The sequence below is a fragment of the Marinomonas flavescens genome (assembly GCF_004352835.1).
GTDB lineage: Bacteria > Pseudomonadota > Gammaproteobacteria > Pseudomonadales > Marinomonadaceae > Marinomonas > Marinomonas flavescens.
The window spans coordinates 20,064-40,680 of sequence record NZ_SJSB01000022.1 but is presented as its reverse complement, the minus strand read 5'-3'; the positions used below and the strand labels follow the sequence as shown (position 1 = coordinate 40,680).

Annotated in this window: 16 protein-coding genes and 1 pseudogene; 2 read left to right on the top strand and 15 right to left on the bottom strand. The window is 39.5% G+C overall.

What is annotated here, in order from left to right:
* Window positions 1-125 precede the first annotated feature (125 nt).
* Window positions 126-866: a BamJ family beta-barrel-assembly machinery protein gene (locus E0D70_RS16255; protein ID WP_133013324.1), complete on the top strand. Its 741-nt coding sequence runs from the start codon at window positions 126-128 to the stop codon at window positions 864-866.
* A gap of 693 nt (window positions 867-1,559) precedes the next feature.
* Here E0D70_RS16255 and E0D70_RS16250 read toward each other — a convergent pair.
* From E0D70_RS16250 to E0D70_RS16240, 3 genes and pseudogenes are all read right to left on the bottom strand, one after another.
* Entirely contained in the window at window positions 1,560-2,792 is a 1,233-nt protein-coding gene (locus E0D70_RS16250; RefSeq protein ID WP_133013323.1) for an O-antigen ligase family protein, read from the bottom strand.
* Between the two features lie 307 nt (window positions 2,793-3,099).
* Window positions 3,100-3,474: pseudogene (locus E0D70_RS16245) on the bottom strand (cupin domain-containing protein); the annotation flags it as partial.
* The gene (locus E0D70_RS16240) at window positions 3,452-3,793 is read right to left on the bottom strand and encodes a MarR family EPS-associated transcriptional regulator (protein ID WP_133013322.1); all 342 of its coding nucleotides are present in this window, start codon (window positions 3,791-3,793) and stop codon (window positions 3,452-3,454) included. The pseudogene E0D70_RS16245 and the gene E0D70_RS16240, both read right to left, overlap by 23 nt.
* Window positions 3,794-4,112: 319 nt before the next feature.
* On the opposite strand from E0D70_RS16240, the gene E0D70_RS16235 reads away from it, so the two are divergent.
* On the top strand, window positions 4,113-5,558 hold the full coding sequence (locus E0D70_RS16235) for an MBL fold metallo-hydrolase RNA specificity domain-containing protein (protein WP_133013321.1): 1,446 nt from the start codon (window positions 4,113-4,115) through the stop codon (window positions 5,556-5,558).
* Between the two features lie 1,564 nt (window positions 5,559-7,122).
* On the opposite strand, the gene E0D70_RS16230 is transcribed toward E0D70_RS16235, so the two are convergent.
* The 12 genes from E0D70_RS16230 to E0D70_RS16175 all read right to left on the bottom strand — a co-directional run bounded on the left by E0D70_RS16230 (window position 7,123) and on the right by E0D70_RS16175 (window position 20,608).
* On the bottom strand, window positions 7,123-9,090 hold the full coding sequence (locus E0D70_RS16230) for a polysaccharide biosynthesis protein (protein WP_240537174.1): 1,968 nt from the start codon (window positions 9,088-9,090) through the stop codon (window positions 7,123-7,125).
* Between the two features lie 92 nt (window positions 9,091-9,182).
* Window positions 9,183-10,379 carry a DegT/DnrJ/EryC1/StrS family aminotransferase gene (locus tag E0D70_RS16225; protein ID WP_133013320.1) on the bottom strand — a complete coding sequence of 399 codons (1,197 nt, stop codon included), beginning with the start codon at window positions 10,377-10,379 and terminating at the stop codon, window positions 9,183-9,185.
* A gap of 68 nt (window positions 10,380-10,447) precedes the next feature.
* The gene (locus E0D70_RS16220) at window positions 10,448-11,086 is read right to left on the bottom strand and encodes an acetyltransferase (protein WP_133013319.1); all 639 of its coding nucleotides are present in this window, start codon (window positions 11,084-11,086) and stop codon (window positions 10,448-10,450) included.
* The gene (locus E0D70_RS16215; protein ID WP_133013318.1) at window positions 11,079-11,675 is read right to left on the bottom strand and encodes a sugar transferase; all 597 of its coding nucleotides are present in this window, start codon (window positions 11,673-11,675) and stop codon (window positions 11,079-11,081) included. Before E0D70_RS16215 ends, E0D70_RS16220 begins: the two co-directional genes overlap by 8 nt.
* A gap of 339 nt (window positions 11,676-12,014) precedes the next feature.
* Window positions 12,015-13,145 carry a glycosyltransferase family 4 protein gene (locus E0D70_RS16210; protein WP_207923290.1) on the bottom strand — a complete coding sequence of 377 codons (1,131 nt, stop codon included), beginning with the start codon at window positions 13,143-13,145 and terminating at the stop codon, window positions 12,015-12,017.
* A gap of 366 nt (window positions 13,146-13,511) precedes the next feature.
* On the bottom strand, window positions 13,512-14,492 hold the full coding sequence (locus E0D70_RS16205; protein ID WP_133013316.1) for a hypothetical protein: 981 nt from the start codon (window positions 14,490-14,492) through the stop codon (window positions 13,512-13,514).
* Between the two features lie 220 nt (window positions 14,493-14,712).
* On the bottom strand, window positions 14,713-15,438 hold the full coding sequence (locus E0D70_RS16200; RefSeq protein ID WP_133013315.1) for a glycosyltransferase: 726 nt from the start codon (window positions 15,436-15,438) through the stop codon (window positions 14,713-14,715).
* 145 nt (window positions 15,439-15,583) lie between these two features.
* A complete protein-coding gene (fcl, locus tag E0D70_RS16195) occupies window positions 15,584-16,555 on the bottom strand; it encodes a GDP-L-fucose synthase (protein WP_133013314.1) in 972 nt (323 codons plus the stop codon).
* Window positions 16,556-17,674: a GDP-mannose 4,6-dehydratase gene (gmd, locus tag E0D70_RS16190; RefSeq protein WP_133013313.1), complete on the bottom strand. Its 1,119-nt coding sequence runs from the start codon at window positions 17,672-17,674 to the stop codon at window positions 16,556-16,558.
* Window positions 17,671-18,891 (bottom strand): glycosyltransferase family 4 protein, encoded by a 1,221-nt coding sequence (locus tag E0D70_RS16185; RefSeq protein ID WP_133013312.1) that lies wholly within the window; start codon window positions 18,889-18,891, stop codon window positions 17,671-17,673. The genes gmd and E0D70_RS16185 overlap by 4 nt, the downstream gene beginning before the upstream one ends.
* Window positions 18,888-19,718 (bottom strand): class I SAM-dependent methyltransferase, encoded by an 831-nt coding sequence (locus E0D70_RS16180; RefSeq protein WP_133013311.1) that lies wholly within the window; start codon window positions 19,716-19,718, stop codon window positions 18,888-18,890. The genes E0D70_RS16185 and E0D70_RS16180 overlap by 4 nt, the downstream gene beginning before the upstream one ends.
* Entirely contained in the window at window positions 19,709-20,608 is a 900-nt protein-coding gene (locus tag E0D70_RS16175) for a glycosyltransferase family protein (protein ID WP_133013310.1), read from the bottom strand. Before E0D70_RS16175 ends, E0D70_RS16180 begins: the two co-directional genes overlap by 10 nt.
* Window positions 20,609-20,617 lie beyond the last annotated feature (9 nt).

Below are 20,617 nucleotides of genomic sequence, written 5' to 3'. Positions count from 1 at the left end.
CTTAGTTCTGCCTCTTATTGTGCTCGATAAAAACGGCATGCGACTCAAATTCCGTATATACAATTAATCGTTACACTCAAATTAATCGCACAGCGATAATCAACAATCAAATGGAACGCTTTTTTATGAAAAAAACTCTCATTGCGGCGCTGGTTATGTCCTCCGTTTCTTTTGCGTACGCAGCAGACACCACAGCTACGACACTTAAAACAAAAGAACAAAAGCTTGCTTACAGCATCGGCTCTATGTTCGGTGGCCGTATGTCACAGGATTTTAAAGACTTAGACCTAGCGACATTCTACCAAGGCTTTAAAGACTCATACGCTGGTAAAAAAGGGTTAATGACGAAAGAAGAAGTTACCCAAACTATCCAAACGTACCAAAAAGAACGTATGGAACAAGAACAGCGTGAAAAAGCAAAACTAGCTGCTGCCGATCAAGCAAAATCTGAAGCTTGGATCAAAGAAAAAGCGTCTGAAAAAGGCGTAATGTCGACTAAAGACGGCCTACTTTACAAAGTAATCACCAAAGGCACTGGCGCAAAACCTAAAGCCACTGATACCGTAAAAGTAGACTACGAAGGCAGCTTAATCGACGGCAAAGTATTCGACAGCTCTTACAAACGTGGCGAAGCAATCACCTTCCCTCTTAACCAAGTTATCCCTGGTTGGACAGAAGGTCTACAGCTAATGCCTGTTGGCTCTAAATACGAACTATACATCCCAGCGAAACTTGCCTACGGTCCAGGTGGAACAGGTCCTATCCCACCAAACGCAGCGCTTAAATTTGTTGTAGAACTTCACGCCATCGTAAAACCAGATGCGAAAAAAGACACAGCAAAAACAGATAAAAAAGACACTAAATAACCCAATTTAGCGTACTTAAATGAACCAAAAATGGCCATCACATGATGGCCATTTTTTTTGTTTGAAAACATAAATGAACTAACCGATACCTGTAAAAACCTAGATGCTCTTGACCTAGAACTTGGCCTGTCACTTGTAGGTCGGCCTTTAGGCTGATGACCACTGCACCAATAAAACAAAACAGACGAGACACCTGTGATTAACATGACTCTTTTTTCTAACTAACCAACAAAGCATCACCCATCATATCGACTTTAACCGATGATTGGGCTCGCTCTTGTAGGTCTGCCTTTAGGCTGATGACCACTGCACCAATAAAACCAAACAGACAAGACACCTGTGATTAAAGTGATTTTTTCAACTGACAAAAACATCACTTATCATTTGAACTTTAACCGATGATTGAGTTCAAACAACCTCCAGTTATTAGCCTAAAGGCTAACCTACAAAACCCAAGACCAAGGCATCACCTGCACTTGACCTGTCACTTGTAGGTCTGCTTACCTTTAAAAAGGAGCGGCTGAATACCACGGAATACATGGGCCAAACAGACAAGACACCTGTGATCAAAGTGATTTTTTCAACAACCAAAACATCACTCATCATTTTGACTTTAACCGATGATTGGCTTTAGAAAATCTCCAGTTACTGACCACTCTTTTTCTAGTTATTCCAGCCCACAAGAGCATAAATCTAATTTTTCAGTTCTAATTTCGCTAACTCTTCTCGCTCGGCCCATCGCAATGCAGCCCAAAAAAAGGCAATTGGAAAAGCAAACATAATCACACCAATATTATGCATAAACATAGCTTGCGTCAGCCCAAAATCCATGTAGCACATAGGAATTAAAGCCCCAGCAATCGCGTAAGAGCGAATACGCCAGTTATCTTTATATTGACGAAGTTTGCTTAAAAATAGTTTCAAAGGCACTAAATACATTGCCATTAATAAAATAAAACCAATGATGCCTCGTGTAGACAAAGCTTGAAGATAATCGTTATGAGCATGATTAAACGGTACTGCGTGCTCATTAATCATACCTTCTGCTGCTAATTCACGTTTAATGGGCTGCATTTGACTCTCTCCGACACCAAAAATAGGCGCACTTTCAAACATATTAATAGCCGCTTTCCACATATCAAAACGCAACCCTACCGATGTAGTAGTTTGAGAGCCTGCTAAATAGTGTTCTATATTGCTCACGGCTTCGCCTACGCGTTTTTGTATACCTGTCTGTGGAATCGCCACTGCAGCAACAATACAAATTAACGCGACTGAAAAAACGCTATATAAACGTTTTTTACCTAATAAATCGCGGCATTCCCAAAACAAAAACAACCCAACCATAGGTACCGCAATCCAACCACCTCGCGAGCCCGATAAAATAGAGGTGCCCACTCCGGCAAAACCAGCAGCAAGTGCAATAATCATCCATGAGAAGCGCTTTTGTGCAAAGAAAAAAATGGCCGCTGCCATACTTAGCATGCCAAGCATCATTCCTGTATCACCAAACATAATGGCCACCTGACCACCATCGGCACGAGCAAAGCCCATAAGCACCCTTTCATATAACGCCAAACCGAATGCCAACAAAGCACCAATAGTAACGCCATACCAAAGCCACTCTTGAGGACCTTTAGAACGTAGTAGTAGAAATATTACTGGGATCACTAATAAAAAACGAGAAGGCTTATCAAGACCTCTTGCCGCAAAAGAATCACATAAGGCAAATGCCATAAAACTAACACTGAATATGAAAAACGTCCAAATCAGTATCTTGTCCTGCTTATCAATACGGTGATTTATTGGCTTTAAAAATGGCACCCCAAGAGAACACAGAAAAATAAGTAACGTTGTTACATTAAACCCTCTAGGAATACCAATGGAAACTGCAAATGTCATTGCTGCCAAAAGCCATACAAACATAGAAAACCTTACCTGGAACTGCATTAATTCGTATTCCCTATAATTTACTATCGAAGTAATTTACCAGTTAATTTTCAAAATCATAAACACTGAATGGTTACAAAATAGATTTCCAAAATATGTAAAAAATCACTTACGTAATACAATTTGTCAACTTTTGATTATAACGAACAGATGAGCCAAAGCAAAATCAATATCCAAATAATACTGACATACATAATTAAATTTAAAGGTAAAAACTATCATTTATCCAATATCAACTTTAACCGACACAAAAACTGCCCTAATAATGAGCTGACACCTATGATCACCGTCCATACCTGTCACTAAAACGCACTATGTCATCTTCACCGAGGTAATTACCCGATTGCACTTCAATGATTTCTAACAGGATTTTCCCTGGGTTTTCTAGCGCATGAACCACGCCAACAGGGATGTAAGTGGATTCGTTTTCAGTCAGTAAAATTTCTTTGTCGCCGTTTTGTACTTTGGCTGTGCCGGATACTACGACCCAATGTTCAGCTCTATGATGATGCATTTGCACACTAAGCTTTTCACCGGGCTTTACCATGATGCGTTTCACTTGATGACGCTAGCCAAGGTCTACGGTTTGATAAGAACCCCAAGGGCGGTGCTCCGTGGTGTGAAACATGTGTTCTTCATGGCCTTCCGCGCTGAGCCGCATCCGCGACTTCTCTACGCAATGCTTCAATTTCACTCGTTAACTCTTCGTGCTCGTTGAGTTTTCTTTGTAGAAAATGGTGAGTGAGGGAGACACGTTCTTCTATGCCCTTGGGCGTCAGTAAATACAGATACCTTACTTTGTCTGAGCTCTTTTTAAAATTACCCGCTTTGACTAACCCTTTTTCAATCAAGGCTTTTAAACAAAAATTGGTTTTACCTAAGCTGATACCCAAACGCTTAGCTAGCTCTCGCTGGCTAAGATTAGGATTCTGCTGCAGCTCTTTTAAAATCTTGTAGCGGTATTCGTCAGACAGCATAGCAAGCAACCTTATTCTGATCACGCACAACGTCATTAGTCGCGTTATATTGACCATTAAAATAGGTAACTTTTAGCAAAAGCTTTTTAAGAGTAACACTTAACATTCGTACCATTGACGTTATTTTGTCTCATCTAGGATAAACCCGTTCATTGAGTGAACAATGGTAAAAACAGCCAGCTAAATCATACAAATAATGTGGTAAAAAACACGAAAATTAGACAACCAATCTAATTGCATCGATTTTGGGGTTTGCGTTTTTCTCGTCTATATTGAAACCATGTTTCAATCAAAATCACAGAAAGACACAAGGATTTGTATGCTGACTATAAAACACCACGGTGCAGTACAAGGCGTGACTGGCTCTTGCCATGAATTGTTTATTGGCGATGACCATTCCATCTTGGTCGATTGCGGTTTATTCCAAGGCGCTGAAACTTCTGGCTCTGGGGCGGGCTCTAATCAATTGGAAATCGAGTTCGACATAACCGCCGTGCAAGCGCTGTTTGTCACCCACGTACACATCGATCATGTTGGCCGCTTGCCTTATTTACTCGCAGCGGGATTCACCGGACCCATCTATTGCTCAAAACCCAGCGCCGAGCTGCTACCACTGGTCATAGAAGACGCCTTGAAAGTCGGCGTTACGCGTAATGCCAGCATCATCAGAGCCTGCCTAAAAAGACTCGCGTCGCAAATTGTTCCGCTCGATTATAAGCAATGGGTGTCTATTCCGCTTACCCACCACTCAAATGCCAGCGTTCAATTAAAACTGTATCAAGCAGGCCACATCCTAGGCTCAGCCTATGGCGTATTCAGAGTAACCAGCCCTACTCTTAAAACACGCAACAAACGCTACCACGATGTATTGTTTTCAGGAGACCTAGGCGCCCCTTATTCACCCCTGCTCAATGCACCAAAGTCCCCTTATCGAGCAGACCAAGTAGTAATAGAAAGCACCTACGGCGACCGCAATCACGAAAACCGCGCAATACGTCGTCGTAACCTACAACAAAGTATCGAACACGCGCTAAGCGACGCGGGCACCGTACTCATCCCCGCCTTTAGCATTGGCCGTACCCAAGAACTACTCTACGAACTCGAACACATTATTCATCAGAACAAAACCAAAACCATCAGCCACACACGCTCAGGCAAACCACTTAATTGGGAAGACATCGACATCATCATCGACTCCCCCCTCGCCAGTAAATTCACCGCCGTGTATAAATCCCTCAAACACTACTGGGACAAAGAAGCCAAAGTGCGCCTTAACGCCGGTAGACACCCACTCAGTTTTGAGCAAGTAACCACCATAAACAGCCACGAAAACCACCTGCAAACCGTCGACTATTTAAAACGCCAAACCAGACCCGCCATCGTCATCGCCGCCTCCGGCATGTGCGCAGGCGGACGTATGGTCAACTACCTAAAAGCCTTACTGGGAGACGCCAGAAACGACGCACTCTTCGTTGGCTACCAAGCCGCAGGCACACCTGGACGAGACATCCTACGCTACCACGACAAAACCAACGGCTACGCCACCTTCGACGGCGTAAAATACCCCATCAAAGCCAACGTAAAACAGATCAGCGGCTACTCAGCCCACGCAGGCCAAAGTGACCTACTCAACTTCATCAAACGTATGCGCGTCAAACCACAGAAAATCCACATCGTCCACGGGGATGAACAAGCCAAAGCGACATTAAAAACACAACTAAAACAAAAACACCCAGACATAAAAATAGTCATACCTGAAAACTAAAAACCTAAATACCGAACTGGTCTTGACCTTGCTCTTGACCTTGCTCTGTCACTTGACCTGGCCCTTGTAGGTCAGTCTTTAGGCTGATGACCACAGTACTAATGAAACCAAACAGACGAGACACCTGTGATTAACATGATGCTTATACAGCCAAATGGTCTGTCACTTGACCTGGCCCTTGTAGGTCAGTCTTTAGGCTGATGACCACAGTACTAATGAAACCAAACAGACGAGACACCTGTGATTAACATGATGCTTATACAGCCAAATGGTCTGTCACTTGACCTGGCCCTTGTAGGTCAGTCTTTAGGCTGATGACCACTGTGCCAATAAAACCAAACAGACGAGACACCTGTGATTAACATGATGCTTATACAACCAAATGGTCTGTCACTTGACCTGGCCCTTGTAGGTTAGTCTTTAGGCTGATGACCACTGTACCAATAAAACCAAACAGACGAGACACCTGTGCTTAACATGACGCTCTTGGCCTTGCACTTGACCTGTCACTAGACCTTGTGGGCTGGGCTTTAGCCCAGATGCCGCGGAATATATGAGCCAAACACACGAGACACCTGTGATTAACATGACTCTATTTTCCAACCACCAAAACATCACCAGTCATTTCGACTTTAACCGATAGTTGGTTTCATCAATTCATGAGTTACTGGCCTAAAGGCCAGCCCACAAAGGCACACCTCATCACCTGCTCTTGACCTGTCATTTGTAGGTCAGCCTTTAGGCTGATGACCACAGTACTAATGACACCAACCACACGAGACACCTGTGATTAACATGACTCTATTTTCCAACCACCAAAACATCACCCATCATTTCGACTTTAACCGATGATTGAATTCATCAAATCTCCATTTATTAGCCTAAAGGCTAACCTACAAGAGCCCACCTCATCACCTGCTCTTGGCCTGTCATTTGTAGGTCAGCCTTTAGGCTGATGACCACAGTACTAATGACACCAACCACACGAGACACCTGTGATTAACATGACTCTATTTTCCAACCACCAAAACATCACCAGTCATTTTGACTTTAACCGATAGTTGGTTTCATCAATTCATGAGTTACTGGCCTAAAGGCCAGCCCACAAAGGCACACCTCATCACCTCCTCTTGACCTGTCATTTGTAGGTCAGCCTTTAGGCTGATGACCACAGTACTAATGACACCAACCACACGAGACACCTGTGATCAAAGTGATTTTTCCAACCACCAAAACATCACCTGTCATTTCGACTTTAACCAATAATTGGGTTCAATCAATCTCCAGTTACTGGCCTAAAGGCCAGCCCACAAGGGCACACCTCATCACCTGCTCTTGGCCTGTCATTTGTAGGTCAGTCTTTAGGCTGATGACCACAGTGCTAATGACACCAAACACACTAGACACCTGTGATCAAAGTGATTTTTCCAACCACCAAAACATCACCTGTCATTTCGACTTTAACCGATGATTGGCTTTAAAAGATCTCCAGTTACTGGCCTAAAGGGCACACCTCATCACCTGTCACTTGACCTTGCACTTACAGGCCTGCTTACCTTAAAAGCTATCTAGCTTTTGTATCTTTGAAAGGAAGTGGCAACACATTGTCATCGTTTCGGATTCTCTGCTGCTCATTCGCATTCCAAACCGAATCACCGATGCCATCTGTTGGTTGAAAACCAGTAGGGGCTGCAATCAATATTTCACGCACTTTATCACAATCAAACTCATGGCAAGCCTTGCCAAGCTTATCCATAGTGTCGTCAAAAGCAGACAAGGATAAGAATCGCTCATTCGCTGTCATAATGCGCTCATGAAGGGTTTTCTCTGTATTATCACCAATCAATAACTCTTCAAACAACTTTTCACCTGGGCGTAACCCAGTAAATTGAATTTCAATATCACCGTTTGGGTTCTCAGAAGATTTCACTTCTAAACCAGATAAACGAATGAGATTTTTGGCTAGATCAACAATCTTAACCGGGTCACCCATGTCTAAGACAAACACATCGCCGCCTTTACCCATAGACCCAGCTTGGATAACTAACTGCGCCGCTTCTGGAATCGTCATGAAGTAACGAATGATATCGGGGTGTGTCACTGTAATCGGTCGATTTTCAGCAATTTGTTTTTTAAACACAGGAATAACAGAACCAGACGAACCAAGCACATTACCGAAACGAACCATACAAAAGCGAGTACCATTTGGCTTTTTCGCTTCTTCTTCCGCTAATGCCTGCAACGCCAACTCTGCCATCCGCTTAGTTGCGCCCATTACATTGGTAGGCCGCACGGCTTTATCGGTAGAAATAAGAACAAAAGAACTCACTCCGCTTTCAATAGCCGCCTTAGCGCAATAATAGGTTCCAAAGGCGTTGTTACGAACACCTTCCACCATATTATATTCTACCAAGGGAACATGTTTATAAGCCGCCGCATGATAAACAGTATTAACAGCAAAGGCCTTCATAGTTTGCATTAGACGGTTGATACGTTGAACAGAACCAATCAAAGGAACGATATTGACCTTAAAAGATAGTTTGCCTTGGATTTCATTCAATTCTTTGTCAATTTTATAAACAGCAAACTCAGACACATCAAAAAGGATCAAAGTACTTGGACGCTGCTTTATAATCTGGCGGCATAGTTCTGAACCAATTGAGCCACCCGCCCCCGTAACCATCACCACTTTTCCTGTGATATTGGCCCCCATCAAAGACGAATCAGGTTCTACTACATCACGACCTAGCAGATCATCTACCGCGACATCTTGTAACTCATTGATTTTGGCCTTTCCTGAAACGATGTCATCAAAGTCAGGTACGGTAAGTACCTCAACGGCATAAGGCAGCAACCGCTCAATGACTTTTTTTCGTTCAGATCGACTTGCCTTAGGAATCGCTAGTAATACTTTTTTGATATTAAATTTATTAATTAATTCTTCCATTTTATCAACATGGTAAACCGTAACACCTTGAATAATGGTGTTTACTAATGATGTATCTTGATCAATGTACCCTTTGATCCGACAACTAGACGCTTGACGTAAGGCCAACGCCAACTGACGGCCAGTAGCACCCGCACCAAATACCAAAACGGCTTCTGAGCCTTTTTTGGGGATTTGTACGATCAAAGCACGGACCAATAAACGGGACCCACCGCACAGCATGACAAAAAAAGGAAAGTAGATAATGGGCACGGTACGAGGTATAGGGGCATTAAAGAAATAAGAAAAAGACGTAATGCTTAGCGCAGAAATAGCGGCGCCAAGCAAAATAGCACTAAAGGCATGAAAGGTTAAATAACGTAACACCGCCCTATAAAGACCAAGTCGAACATTGACTAACAGTGTGACAATAATGGCACCAATCAACACCAACCAAAAAGTATCAGGAAGTGAGTTAAAGTTACCCAAACGAGCCCAATAAGCGAATATAAAAGCCAAAGAAACAAAAACTGAATCGACCACTAAGCTTATCACTCGCTTATAAAAGCGCGGTAAACTCCAAATGCAATTAAGCTGATTCATCATAACGTTTCAATATCCTTTGGTTGGTAATAGCTTTTTCACTCTAAAGACAACTTTATATAGAAGACCTATTGCAGCGTAGCAATGCATAGAAGCTAAAAACTCTTGCTGATAACAGGTAGTGTTGCGTTTTTAAAAATCTGTTGCATCGTATCACACGTTTTGCTCATTTCTGCTTCAGTTAATGTTGGATGAACCAAAAACATCAAACTCGCCTCACCAAGCTCTACAGTATTAGCTAAGCAAACCTCTGGGCGCCAAGGGGTATTATCAAAGGCTTTCTCTCGATAAACTTCAGAACAACTCCCTTGAAAACAAGGCACACCACTTGCAACAAATTCTTCAACAATACGATCACGCGTCCAGCCTGGCGCTAAGTACTCTGGTCGGATAAACATATAGTGTTTGTACTCAGCATGCTGACTGTATTGCGGTACACGAACCAAACGAATCCCTTCAAACTCACTTGCAACGGCATCAAGCAACGCCGCATTTTCTTGGCGCTTATGAGTCCAATCTTTCATTCGCGTTAACTGTATACGACCTAACACAGCTTGCATTTCAGTCATACGCCAGTTTGTACCAAAAGACTCATGTAGCCATCTAAAACCTGGAGCATGCTCATGATGATAAATAGCATCAAAACTCTTTCCGTGATCTTTATAAGCCCACATTTTCGCCCATAAAGCACGATCATTTGTCGTTACCATGCCACCTTCACCACCAGTGCTCATGATTTTATCTTGGCAAAAGCTCCAGGCACCAATATGTCCAATACTACCGACAGACTTACCTTTATACTTAGCACCATGTGCTTGTGCGCAATCTTCAATAACATAGAAACCATGGCGCTGACTTAACGCCATAATCTCGTCCATCTCAGCTGGCATGCCTGCAAGATGAACAACAATAACCGCTTTCGTTTTTGGAGTTAGAACAGCTTCGATACTTTCTGCCGTAATATTCTGACTATTAAGATCAACATCAGCAAAAACAGGCGTCGCGCCCGCTGTCACAATACTCGAAGCCGTAGCCAAAAAGGTACGAGGCGTTGTAATAACCTCATCTCCAGCCACAACACCTAATACTTTCAATGCAATATCCAATGCAACAGTGCCATTCATTAGTGCAACGGCATAATCTGTAGCTACCCAAGCCGCAAACTCTTTTTCAAACTCGCGACCTTCGGTTCCAGTCCAATAGTTCACTTTATTAGAAAGTAAAACGCGACTAACAGCATCGGCTTCTTCTTGAGTAAAAGAAGGCCAAGGGGAAAAAGGAGTGTTTAACATGTCTTACCTATTGAATTCCATGTGAAAATAATCGATATAGCTTCAACATAACGCTAAAAAGAAAAAAGCTAACTTTGCTTAATAACTACTGCAGGAGAGCCAAACGCAACAACATTAGCAGGTATATTCTTTATTACGGTACTCCCCGCCCCTATTAAACTATGCTCACCAATAGAGACTAATTGCTTTACTTGGCTACCGATACCGACCCAAGCACCAAGACCCACTTTCACTCCACCTGCAAGTGCAGCGTTAGGACAAATATGAACAAAATCTGCAAGTTCACAATCATGCTCTATTACCGCACAGCTATTAATAATAACGCCCTTGCCAATCGTAGCAAAAGCGTTAACAGTGGATCCTGCCAATACTACACAACCAGACTCAATATTTGCATAACGACTAACAATCGCATTTGGGTGTATCAAGGTAGGTAGCTCGAAAAAACTTTCTAGCAGGGTTGTAATTTTGACTTGCCGGATAGAGTTATGCCCGATTGCCACAACAACATGCAATCGATCGCAATCTAAAGACAAAAGATCATTAAACGTACCTGCAATAGGCCAATGTTCGAGCGTAGTTTTCTCAGGATAAGCATCATCATAAAAAGTAACCGTATACCCTAATAGTTCAGCAAGATCTGCAACTACTTTACCATGACCACTGGCTCCTAAAATAGCTAATGATTGAATCGGGACTTCACTCATGACCGGATCCTGTAAAAGGTTCAATAGTCACATGACTATTCGAGCTAATGCCTTCACGCACAAAGACCTTTTTGACCGTCAATAATAGTATTTTAAAATCCAGCCAGAAACTTTGATTATCCACATACCACACATCAAACTTAAATTTTTCTTCCCAACTTATCTCGTTTCGCCCATTAACTTGCGCCCAGCCAGTGATACCAGGTCGAACATTATGGCGACGTGCTTGTTCAGTGCTGTAAAGAGGTAAGTATTGTACAAGCAATGGCCGTGGACCAACCAAACTCATATCACCTTTAAGAACATTAAATAAACCGGGTAATTCATCAAGACTAGTAGAGCGTAAAAAAGCACCAAATTTCGTCATACGTTGATCATCTGGTAATAAGTTACCCGCTTTATCTTTACCATCAAGCATGGTTCGAAACTTCATCATTTTGAACACTTGACCATCTAAACCAGGGCGATCTTGAGTAAATAAAATAGGCGAGCCTAGTTTTACACGAACCAACACAGCGACCAGCAGTACAACGGGTGATAACAATAAAAACCCACAAAAAGCCGCTGTAAAGTCAAATAATCGTTTCATACAACCCCATTTCAATATTAAAAATCAGAGAACTTTCAATGTTTAAATTATACTTTAATTTATCTTGATAAATAAGAAAAACACAAGAAAACAGGAAGAGAAACTACAAACAAACCATCTCGCGCTTTATCTATGAATCTATCCAATTGATATTCTGTTTGATTTTTATTAAAAAGCTAAAAACGATTTATCAATCACACCAATTGAATATAAAAACCCTTAAATACGAAAAATATAAAAACAAATCGACCAAATAGAAAAGCGACGAAAGCATAAATATTTTCAAGATAAAAACCGAAAAACAACCACTTAACTATAATCAACAATAATTTATAAATACTACTTCCCAAGAAAAATATTTTCAAATAGTAAATTGATTTTATGTACATCAAATTTTTCCGAAGCTATCCGGGCACTTTCTTCTCCCATTCGCTGCACCTCAAATGGATTTTCGCTTAAAAATTTCATTTTTTTAACAAGTGCTTGAGCGTCAAATGCTGGCACAATAAAACCATTAACACCATTAATGACAGTTTCTCGACATCCTGGTACATCAGTCGTAATTACAGCGCGACCAATCGACATAGCCTCTTGTGTAGAGCGAGGATAACCCTCCCGGTAAGAAGGAAGTACAAAGACATGAGACCCAGCTATCCATTCAGAAACATTTTTGACATGTCCCGGATAAATAATAATGCCGTCGTTGATTACCTCATCAAGCTGAGATGATGTAAGCGCTGCAGGGTTATCTGGATCAAGCCCTCCCAATACGACAAATTCAACATGAGGATATTGATTTTTTACAATTCGAGCGGCTTCCAAATATTCAAAAATTCCTTTTTCAGCTAACAAACGCGCAATTAGAATAAAACGTACTGGGGCAGTGCTATTTACCGGACAGAATGGGTAATTTTTTAGGTTTAGGCCAATTGGCCCAATAACTTTTAGCTTATACTTATTTAGCCACGCAAACTTTGCAAGATCTTTTGGATCATCATTATTTAAAAACAAGACCTCATCAGCAAATTGATAGGAAAATGAGCAAAGCAGACCATGAATGACCTGTAATAGTCGTTTCTTAATAGAAAAGCCTGTTTTTCCAGGCGTATGCATATATCCCAAACCTTCTAACATAGCTATACGTCGCGGTACACCTGCTAATTTCGCAGCTAAGGTACCATATATTGAAGGCTTAACAAAAAAGCTAAATACAACATCTGGGGCGATTTTTTTTAATTTACGCGACAACAACCAGGTATCTTTCAAATCGATAATTGGATTCATACCAGACTTATTGAGTGAATACGCTATCGGTATAGCACCTAATGCTTTCAGCGCTTCTACAGAATCAGAAGTATAATCTAAAGCAAAGGCATAGACAGTATGGCCTTTACTCACCAAATGAATAATCAGGTCTCGCCTAAAACCTAAAATAGGAGCAACATTTTGGGATATAAATGCAATTTTCAAAAAAACCTCATATACACTTGCAGTAGAAGAATAAATAACCATTTAGGTAAAAATAAAAAAATAGTAAAATATACTGGCTAATAATAGCAAAATTACTTATTGGAGCAGACAATACCATACTTCGATGCCATTACCTCAACACTAAAGCTTTCTACTATACGCTCTCGATAGGCTTGTTTTGTTATCGGCCACTTTTCAGGGAGATTTTGTTTTTCATGTAAAGATTCTGATATAACATTCGCTAATACTTATAGGTCTTTCAGCGGAACAACCTTACCGTCAGCTCTCGCACATTTTAGTTATACAAGGCATATCAAACACAATTACTACATTTGAAAAATCAGTAACTCCGGTAATAAAAACCATTCATTTTTTAGCACATCCATTTTCAATTTTTGCAAAATATTCAACAATACCTGTTCTATCTAGCAAAACATTCCAATCAAGATCATCTAGATCAGGAACTTTAAAATTAAATTCTAATACATCTTTTTTTGTTTCTACACTGTCTAAACTTAAAAAAACAGCATTCCTAGACTTTTCAAATTCATCTACCCATTTGTAGCGGTTTGTAATAACACCCAATCCTGCAGCACAATATTCTATAACCTTAGTAGAGTCCTGAATATTTAAAGGAAAGACATCTGGAGTGTAGTTCAGACCAACTTTGGCTTGGGAAATAATTTGACGCGCTTCTTTGAGTGTTTTTCTTCCAAAACTAGTTATTTTTTTATGTTTTAGAGGTACTTCAAAGCCTACCACAGCAATACTTAAACCAATTTCTGCAACTTTCTCGATAATTTCAAAAACCCCATCTCTATAGCTACCACAATATACGACATCGAATTTTTTCACTTCATCATTGAAGGTTTCAAAGCCAGTTTTACTATACCCCATACTGCGTAAAAAATAGTTTTTGCGATCAGAAAACCACATCTTCTTACGTATTTCTTCATTCAGAAATATATATAAATCAGATCTAACATTAATTATTCTTTTGATTAAATCTTTTACTCTAGAAAATCGACTAACACTTAGGGAATGATATTCTCCAATAATAATAGAGGGATACTTACGCCAAAACGGATGAAAACCATGAAATAACATCACTGCATCATAATCAAATAGACTTTTATCTCCTTTTTTCAGGATATCACATTTAAGTCCGTGTTGACGAAAATAGTCCCGGTAAGCATAGGATTCTGGCAAAAAAGCTCTTTCCGTTACTTCAATGGCTATACTATTGAGCATATATTTATTACCTCCTTGACTACCTGAAAAAAAACTAAATCCTAAAGAATAACGGTAATGATCTTTATAATATAATTGAGATAACATTTCAAACATCAACGCCAAGCGGTACATAACAGTAAAACGGCGTCGAATTATTTAAAATTTAATTTAAGAAATACACCAACTATAATTTTTACCCAGTTTGCGCTCTGATACCATTCCATTTACCTAAAGTGCTATTTTAATAGAAAAGGAATCACACAAGAAAATAACATCTCATAAACTCATAAACTCATAAACTCATAAACAGTATATTAAATAAAAATTAAAGAAATCATAATTTATCTTTTAAAAGTCTATAATTTTTTATAATGCGAAGAATAAAAATTAACACTTGAATGAAATTAAATTTCTCAGTTATAAGCTGCACTCTAAAAGTTTCACTTAGAGATCCTGCTATATTTGAGCCGCTGAGCCCTTGATGATTAAAGTACCCTGCAGTAAAATCAGCAACCTTCACCTTTGCACCATATATATAAATTTTCTTTACAAACAACTGATCTGCAGCAATAGGAAATTGGTTTGAATATAGACCTACTTTATCATGTAAATTCTTTCTAAAAATGGTGCTCACTGCATGACCGGAGATTATACCTTGCATTCCGTACAGCCAAGCCCACGACTGCTTAAACTTTTTAACACCGTTGACTGTTGCTACACTAGATGTAACAACATCAACCGAGTTGCTAATTTCTTTCTTGAAATTTTCAATTGCATCAGGAAAAAGATAATCATCAGCACCGATAACTAAATAGAAGTCACCTTTTGATGCAATAACACCTCGGTTCAGAGCGTCATAGATACCAAAATCTTTCTCTGAACTAATAGTAATATTTAAATCGTTAATACTATTTAACAACTGAACCGTGCCATCTTCAGATTTTCCGTCAGCAACAACCCACTCATAATCTTGATCTGTTTGTGCTCGTAAACTTTCAATGAGTCTAGGAATATGCTCAATAGCATTGTATGTCGCTGTAATTACGCTAATTTTATTCATATTAAATCTTAGAGCTCATTTGAATATAATACAGTATTTACTAAAAAGGATACTTAGGAAGAAAAACGCAAAAAACATCTAAAAGAAATGAAAAGCAAAGTCATCATCTGGTCGATTCTACAGTTTCTTTGCTGTATCGCACTTATTAAGTGCGATTTAAGCCCAAATTAGAGAAAAACCACTCATAAGTATTTTTAAGACCTGATTCTAACTCTATACTAGCCTCCCAACCAAGCTGACGAAGTCGATCTACATTCATCAATTTTCTTGGTGCGCCATCAGGTTTACTAGGGTCTGTTGTAATCAGACCTTTAAAACCTACCACATCGGAAATCGTTTGAGCAACCTCTAGAATAGAGCAATCTGTCCCCGTTCCAACATTGATATGACTTTGCATTGGGTCAGTATGGCTCTCGTAAATACCTTTATCCAAATTCATCACAAAAATACTCGCGGTAGCCATGTCATCCACATGTAAAAACTCACGCTTTGCCGTGCCTGTCCCCCAAATAACAACCTCGCTCAAATTAGCTTGTTTCGCTTCATGAATCCGACGAATTAAAGCGGGTATAACATGGCTGTTTTCTGGGTGATAATTATCACCGGGGCCATAAAGATTGGTCGGCATAACGCTGCGGTAATCAACACCATATTGACGATTATAAGACTCACATAGCTTAATACCGGCTATTTTAGCAATCGCATAAGGCTCATTAGTTGGTTCTAAATAGCCATTTAATAAAGCGGACTCAGCCATAGGTTGCTCTGCGAGCTTTGGATAAATACATGAAGATCCTAGAAACAAAAGCTTTTGTAAGCCATTAGCATAAGCTTGCTGAATGACATTCGCTTCTATCATTAAGTTTTGATAAATAAAGTCTGCAGGATAGGTGTTGTTCGCATGAATACCACCTACTTTAGCTGCCGCTAAATAAACTTCATCAATTCTTTGCTCTGCAAAAAAAGCAGCAACCGCTGCTTGATTCGTCAAATCTAACTCGCTAGAAGTGCGTGTAATAATATTTCGATAACCATTCGCTTCTAACTGACGAACAATAGCAGAGCCAACCATGCCGCGATGACCAGCAACAAAAATATTTGAATCTAGGTTTACCACTTAAATCTCCTGAGCCATAGGTACTTCATAACCGTTGGCTTTCATAAAGGCATGCTGCTTAGCAATTTTTAAATCTTCTAATACCATTTCAGCACACATTTCTTGAACAGTAGTCGTTGGGACCCAGCCTAGCTTGTTTTTTGCATTACTAGGATCACCTAGTAGTGTTTCTACTTCAGCAGGACGGAAGTAACGTGTATCCACTTTTACGATCACATCACCTACTTTTACACTAGGAGCGTGACTACCTTGGATAGACGTTACAACAGCAACTTCGTCAACACCTTCACCTTTGAATTCAAGTTCAATGCCTAACTCCAGTGCACTCCATTGAATAAACTGACGAACAGTATATTGAACTCCAGTTGCGATAACAAAGTCTTCTGGCGCTTCTTGTTGAAGCATAAGCCACTGCATTTCTACATAGTCTTTCGCATGGCCCCAATCACGAAGTGCATCCATGTTCCCCATGTACAAACAATTCTCTAACCCTTGCGCTATGTTCGCTAAACCACGGGTAATTTTACGGGTAACAAAAGTTTCACCGCGACGAGGAGACTCATGGTTAAACAAAATACCATTGCACGCATACATACCGTAGCTTTCACGATAATTAACAGTAATCCAATATGCGTATAGCTTAGCAACCGCATAAGGAGAGCGAGGGTAAAATGGTGTTGTTTCTTTTTGAGGCGTTTCTTGAACCAAACCATATAACTCAGAAGTAGACGCTTGATAAAAGCGCGTTTTCTTTTCCAAGCCTAAAAAGCGAATCGCCTCTAATAAACGTAACGTCCCCATGCCATCTACATCAGCCGTATACTCAGGAGACTCAAAAGAGACAGCAACATGAGACTGCGCCCCTAAGTTATACACTTCATCTGGCTGAACTTCTTGCAAAATACGTGTTAAGTTAGAGCTGTCTGTCAAATCGCCATAGTGCAATTTCAACTTTGGATTCGGCTCATGAGGATCTTGATATAAATGATCAATACGTTGGGTATTAAGAGAAGATGCTCGGCGCTTAATGCCATGGACCTCATAGCCTTTTTTCAATAAAAATTCAGCTAAGTAAGAACCATCTTGACCTGTAATACCTGTAATAAGTGCTTTTTTCATTTTTTAAGAATTCCTTTATACAAATCAATATACTGGGTCGCAACCAGCTTACTGTCGAAATTAGCTAACACTTTTTCTCTAGCATTAGTACTAAGTTCGGATGGCATGGGGTGATTCAACACCCAACTAATGCCCTCTGCTAAATCTACTGTATTGTATGGTTTAGCCAAATAGCCATTGCTTTTATGGTCAATTAAATCAGAATTTCCACCAATATCGAAGCCTACAACTGGCGTACCACAGGCAAGACTTTCCATAATCGCATTAGATAAATTTTCTTGTAGGCTGGGAACCACTATCACATCTGCCGCACTGTACAACACTCGCAAAGTCACATCATCGTGTAGTGTCCCTAGATAGTGAGTTTTTTGAGAAAAAACATTACCATTATTAGGAGCACTGGAACCAAACACAATCAGCTCTGTATTTTTTGAATCAACAGCCTTTAAGGCGTCACTTAATTGCTTGTAACCTTTTCTAGGATCACTTGTGGCTCCCATAGCACCGAATAAAATTAAATTTTTATCTAATGGTAGGTTCAAAAGCTCTCTCGCCTTTATTTTGGAAAACGGAGAATAAGCACTCGTATTTATTGGATTTGGCAACCGTATATGATTCTTATCACCCAAAACATCACTTTTTTTAGAGCAATTAGCAAGCCATTCACTTAAGCCAACAATCGTCATATTTTCAACTTTTCGATACGCTTTACGCTTACGTTTCAAATTATTGCTTTGCAAGGCGCTTTTTGCGATTTCAGGCAGAACATTATTCTCTATATCAAACTTAGCGTCGTAATGATAACCATCGGTAAAAGGCCACATATCATGGAGGCTCCACACAATAGGTGCTTTGATTTTCGCAATATCTTCAATACGCATCATACCTCCAGCAATCCAATGAAGATGGACTACATCTGGGTTAATCTGATTAATGCGCGACACGATATCTGAAAAAGGCAACCAACTTGGGCTAAACAGCGTTTGAGTTCGATTTTTATAGAATCTAACAGGGAGGCTATCTAATAGCGGCCTTAACTTAGCCAACCCTTTTCGAATTTTTGTAACAGGCCCATGCACTGTAAAATCATCGGATGATTTAGACTGCACTAGCATTTGGCTATCTACACCTTCAGCCAACAAAGATTGATGCAGACGATAAGCTGCTCGAGCAGCGCCGCCCAGAATATCAGAAGTATTTACGATTAAAACTTTCATTTTAAAAGCCGCTTAACTTTACTCACCACTAGATCAACTTTATTTAGTAATAGCCCTGCGAACCTTAATTTTTTTGCACAGCATAATGATTTTTCTAGATCTAAAGAGTGATTTTTTTGGAAAATTAAAGCATGCCCTACTCCAGACACAGATCCAATATAAGTAAGTCCCATTTTCGACATTACCTTTTTAAAAGTATGACGAAGAAAAAATGTAGAAGGTAAATGACACTTAATCACTGGATAAAAGCAATTTGCAAAAATAACATACCCACCTTCTTTTACATGGCTCGCCATATCGAAAGCAATTTCAACAGGGTTTTCAACATGTTCCAAAACATCTTGCGCTATAATACAGTCATAACTAACGGAAGAATAATTAGAAACAAAACTTACATTGGTATGGTGAGATAACTTCTGCTTAAAAAACTCTGTAGCATAAGGTTCAACTATATCAACTTTAGATTTTGAAATGCTTGAGACTATTTGTTCTGCTAAAACACCGGAACCACCACCATAATCAGCAATATTAAATAAACTTTTCTCATTCAAATATGCAGCTAATAATTTCCGATGGTTCTTGCTTTCTTTATCTTTTTCAGTAAACAAGCCATTCATAATCCAAACGGGATGACCATAAAAAGAGCCGATATTTTGTTCAGAGAATGGTTTTAAGTTATCTAAAGAACAATCATCCCAAATTCTATCCATTTCGGCCCAAACCCAGTCAACAGTAGGCAATGATTGGGGCAAAGATTGGAGATAGCTCAACTGAAAATCATTTAAACTATATACATTTAAATTTAATCCCCAAATTTCTATTTGCATAATTTATTCCATATTTTTTTAATAAAACTTTTTTTATGTGATTTTTTAATTTTAGCAACTGCTAGTTCCGATTCTTGTAGAGTACTTTGCCAATTTATTATTTTATTTTTTGCCAAAATAGGTTCAACAGCTCCTATAGATTTGGTATTGCCACAATGAACTCCACTACCATCATGTCCAATATTATCTACATAAGTTTGGCTTGGATTTAAACATAAACCATTATTAAGAAAAATTGTAGCATACCAATAAATAGCCCATGTATTTATCTTACCTTCTTTATTGGAAAGAACTTGCCCCCAAAAGTTCTCATAACCATCTAGATTGAACTTTATTATATCTTCCGTTGAAAAACTTTTAATTAGTTGATCTGTATCTTTTTCAAAGTGGCTCCAACGGTCTGCCCAAGTTGCCCATCCCCAACAGTTCATTGTCCGCCATAAAAAAGCACCACCTAAATCAGTAGAATCTATGGGATAATTCCAACCACTGATATGCCACACTTTCTTTTCATTTTCATAAAAACTAAGCGCATCATTCATAAAGTTTAAAAATGAGGGGCTGGTTACTAAATCATCTTCAAGCACAATGACTTTTCCATAGTTATTTACTATTTCAGTAACACCAGAAATAATAGAATCAGCCAAACCAATATTTTTTTTCTGTTCAAAAACAGTAACACTTTTAAAACCCGTGATATTAGAAATCAATTTACGAACTTGATTAACACTATTAAGAGCAGAATCATCTTTAGGAGCATCAGAGTAAATAAACAAATCACTCTCGCTAGCAAGATAATTAGATTGTAATGCCTGTACCGTTTTTTTTGTATGAGCAAGGCGATTATAAACAAATAAGACAATAGGAGCTAAAAACTTAGAATTTTCCAATATATTCAG

Bases quoted from the DNA above. Each gene is read 5' to 3' on its own strand.
- E0D70_RS16180 (WP_133013311.1), bottom strand. From the start codon at position 19,718: ATGCAAATAGAAATTTGGGGATTAAATTTAAATGTATATAGTTTAAAT.
- E0D70_RS16185 (WP_133013312.1), bottom strand. From the start codon at position 18,891: ATGAAAGTTTTAATCGTAAATACTTCTGATATTCTGGGCGGCGCTGCT.
- E0D70_RS16205 (WP_133013316.1), bottom strand. From the start codon at position 14,492: ATGTTTGAAATGTTATCTCAATTATATTATAAAGATCATTACCGTTAT.
- E0D70_RS16220 (WP_133013319.1), bottom strand. From the start codon at position 11,086: ATGAGTGAAGTCCCGATTCAATCATTAGCTATTTTAGGAGCCAGTGGT.
- E0D70_RS16250 (WP_133013323.1), bottom strand. From the start codon at position 2,792: ATGTTTGTATGGCTTTTGGCAGCAATGACATTTGCAGTTTCCATTGGT.
- E0D70_RS16240 (WP_133013322.1), bottom strand. From the start codon at position 3,793: ATGCTGTCTGACGAATACCGCTACAAGATTTTAAAAGAGCTGCAGCAG.
- E0D70_RS16200 (WP_133013315.1), bottom strand. From the start codon at position 15,438: ATGAATAAAATTAGCGTAATTACAGCGACATACAATGCTATTGAGCAT.
- E0D70_RS16215 (WP_133013318.1), bottom strand. From the start codon at position 11,675: ATGAAACGATTATTTGACTTTACAGCGGCTTTTTGTGGGTTTTTATTG.
- E0D70_RS16235 (WP_133013321.1), top strand. From the start codon at position 4,113: ATGCTGACTATAAAACACCACGGTGCAGTACAAGGCGTGACTGGCTCT.
- gmd (WP_133013313.1), bottom strand. From the start codon at position 17,674: ATGAAAAAAGCACTTATTACAGGTATTACAGGTCAAGATGGTTCTTAC.
- E0D70_RS16225 (WP_133013320.1), bottom strand. From the start codon at position 10,379: ATGTTAAACACTCCTTTTTCCCCTTGGCCTTCTTTTACTCAAGAAGAA.
- E0D70_RS16255 (WP_133013324.1), top strand. From the start codon at position 126: ATGAAAAAAACTCTCATTGCGGCGCTGGTTATGTCCTCCGTTTCTTTT.
- E0D70_RS16230 (WP_240537174.1), bottom strand. From the start codon at position 9,090: ATGATGAATCAGCTTAATTGCATTTGGAGTTTACCGCGCTTTTATAAG.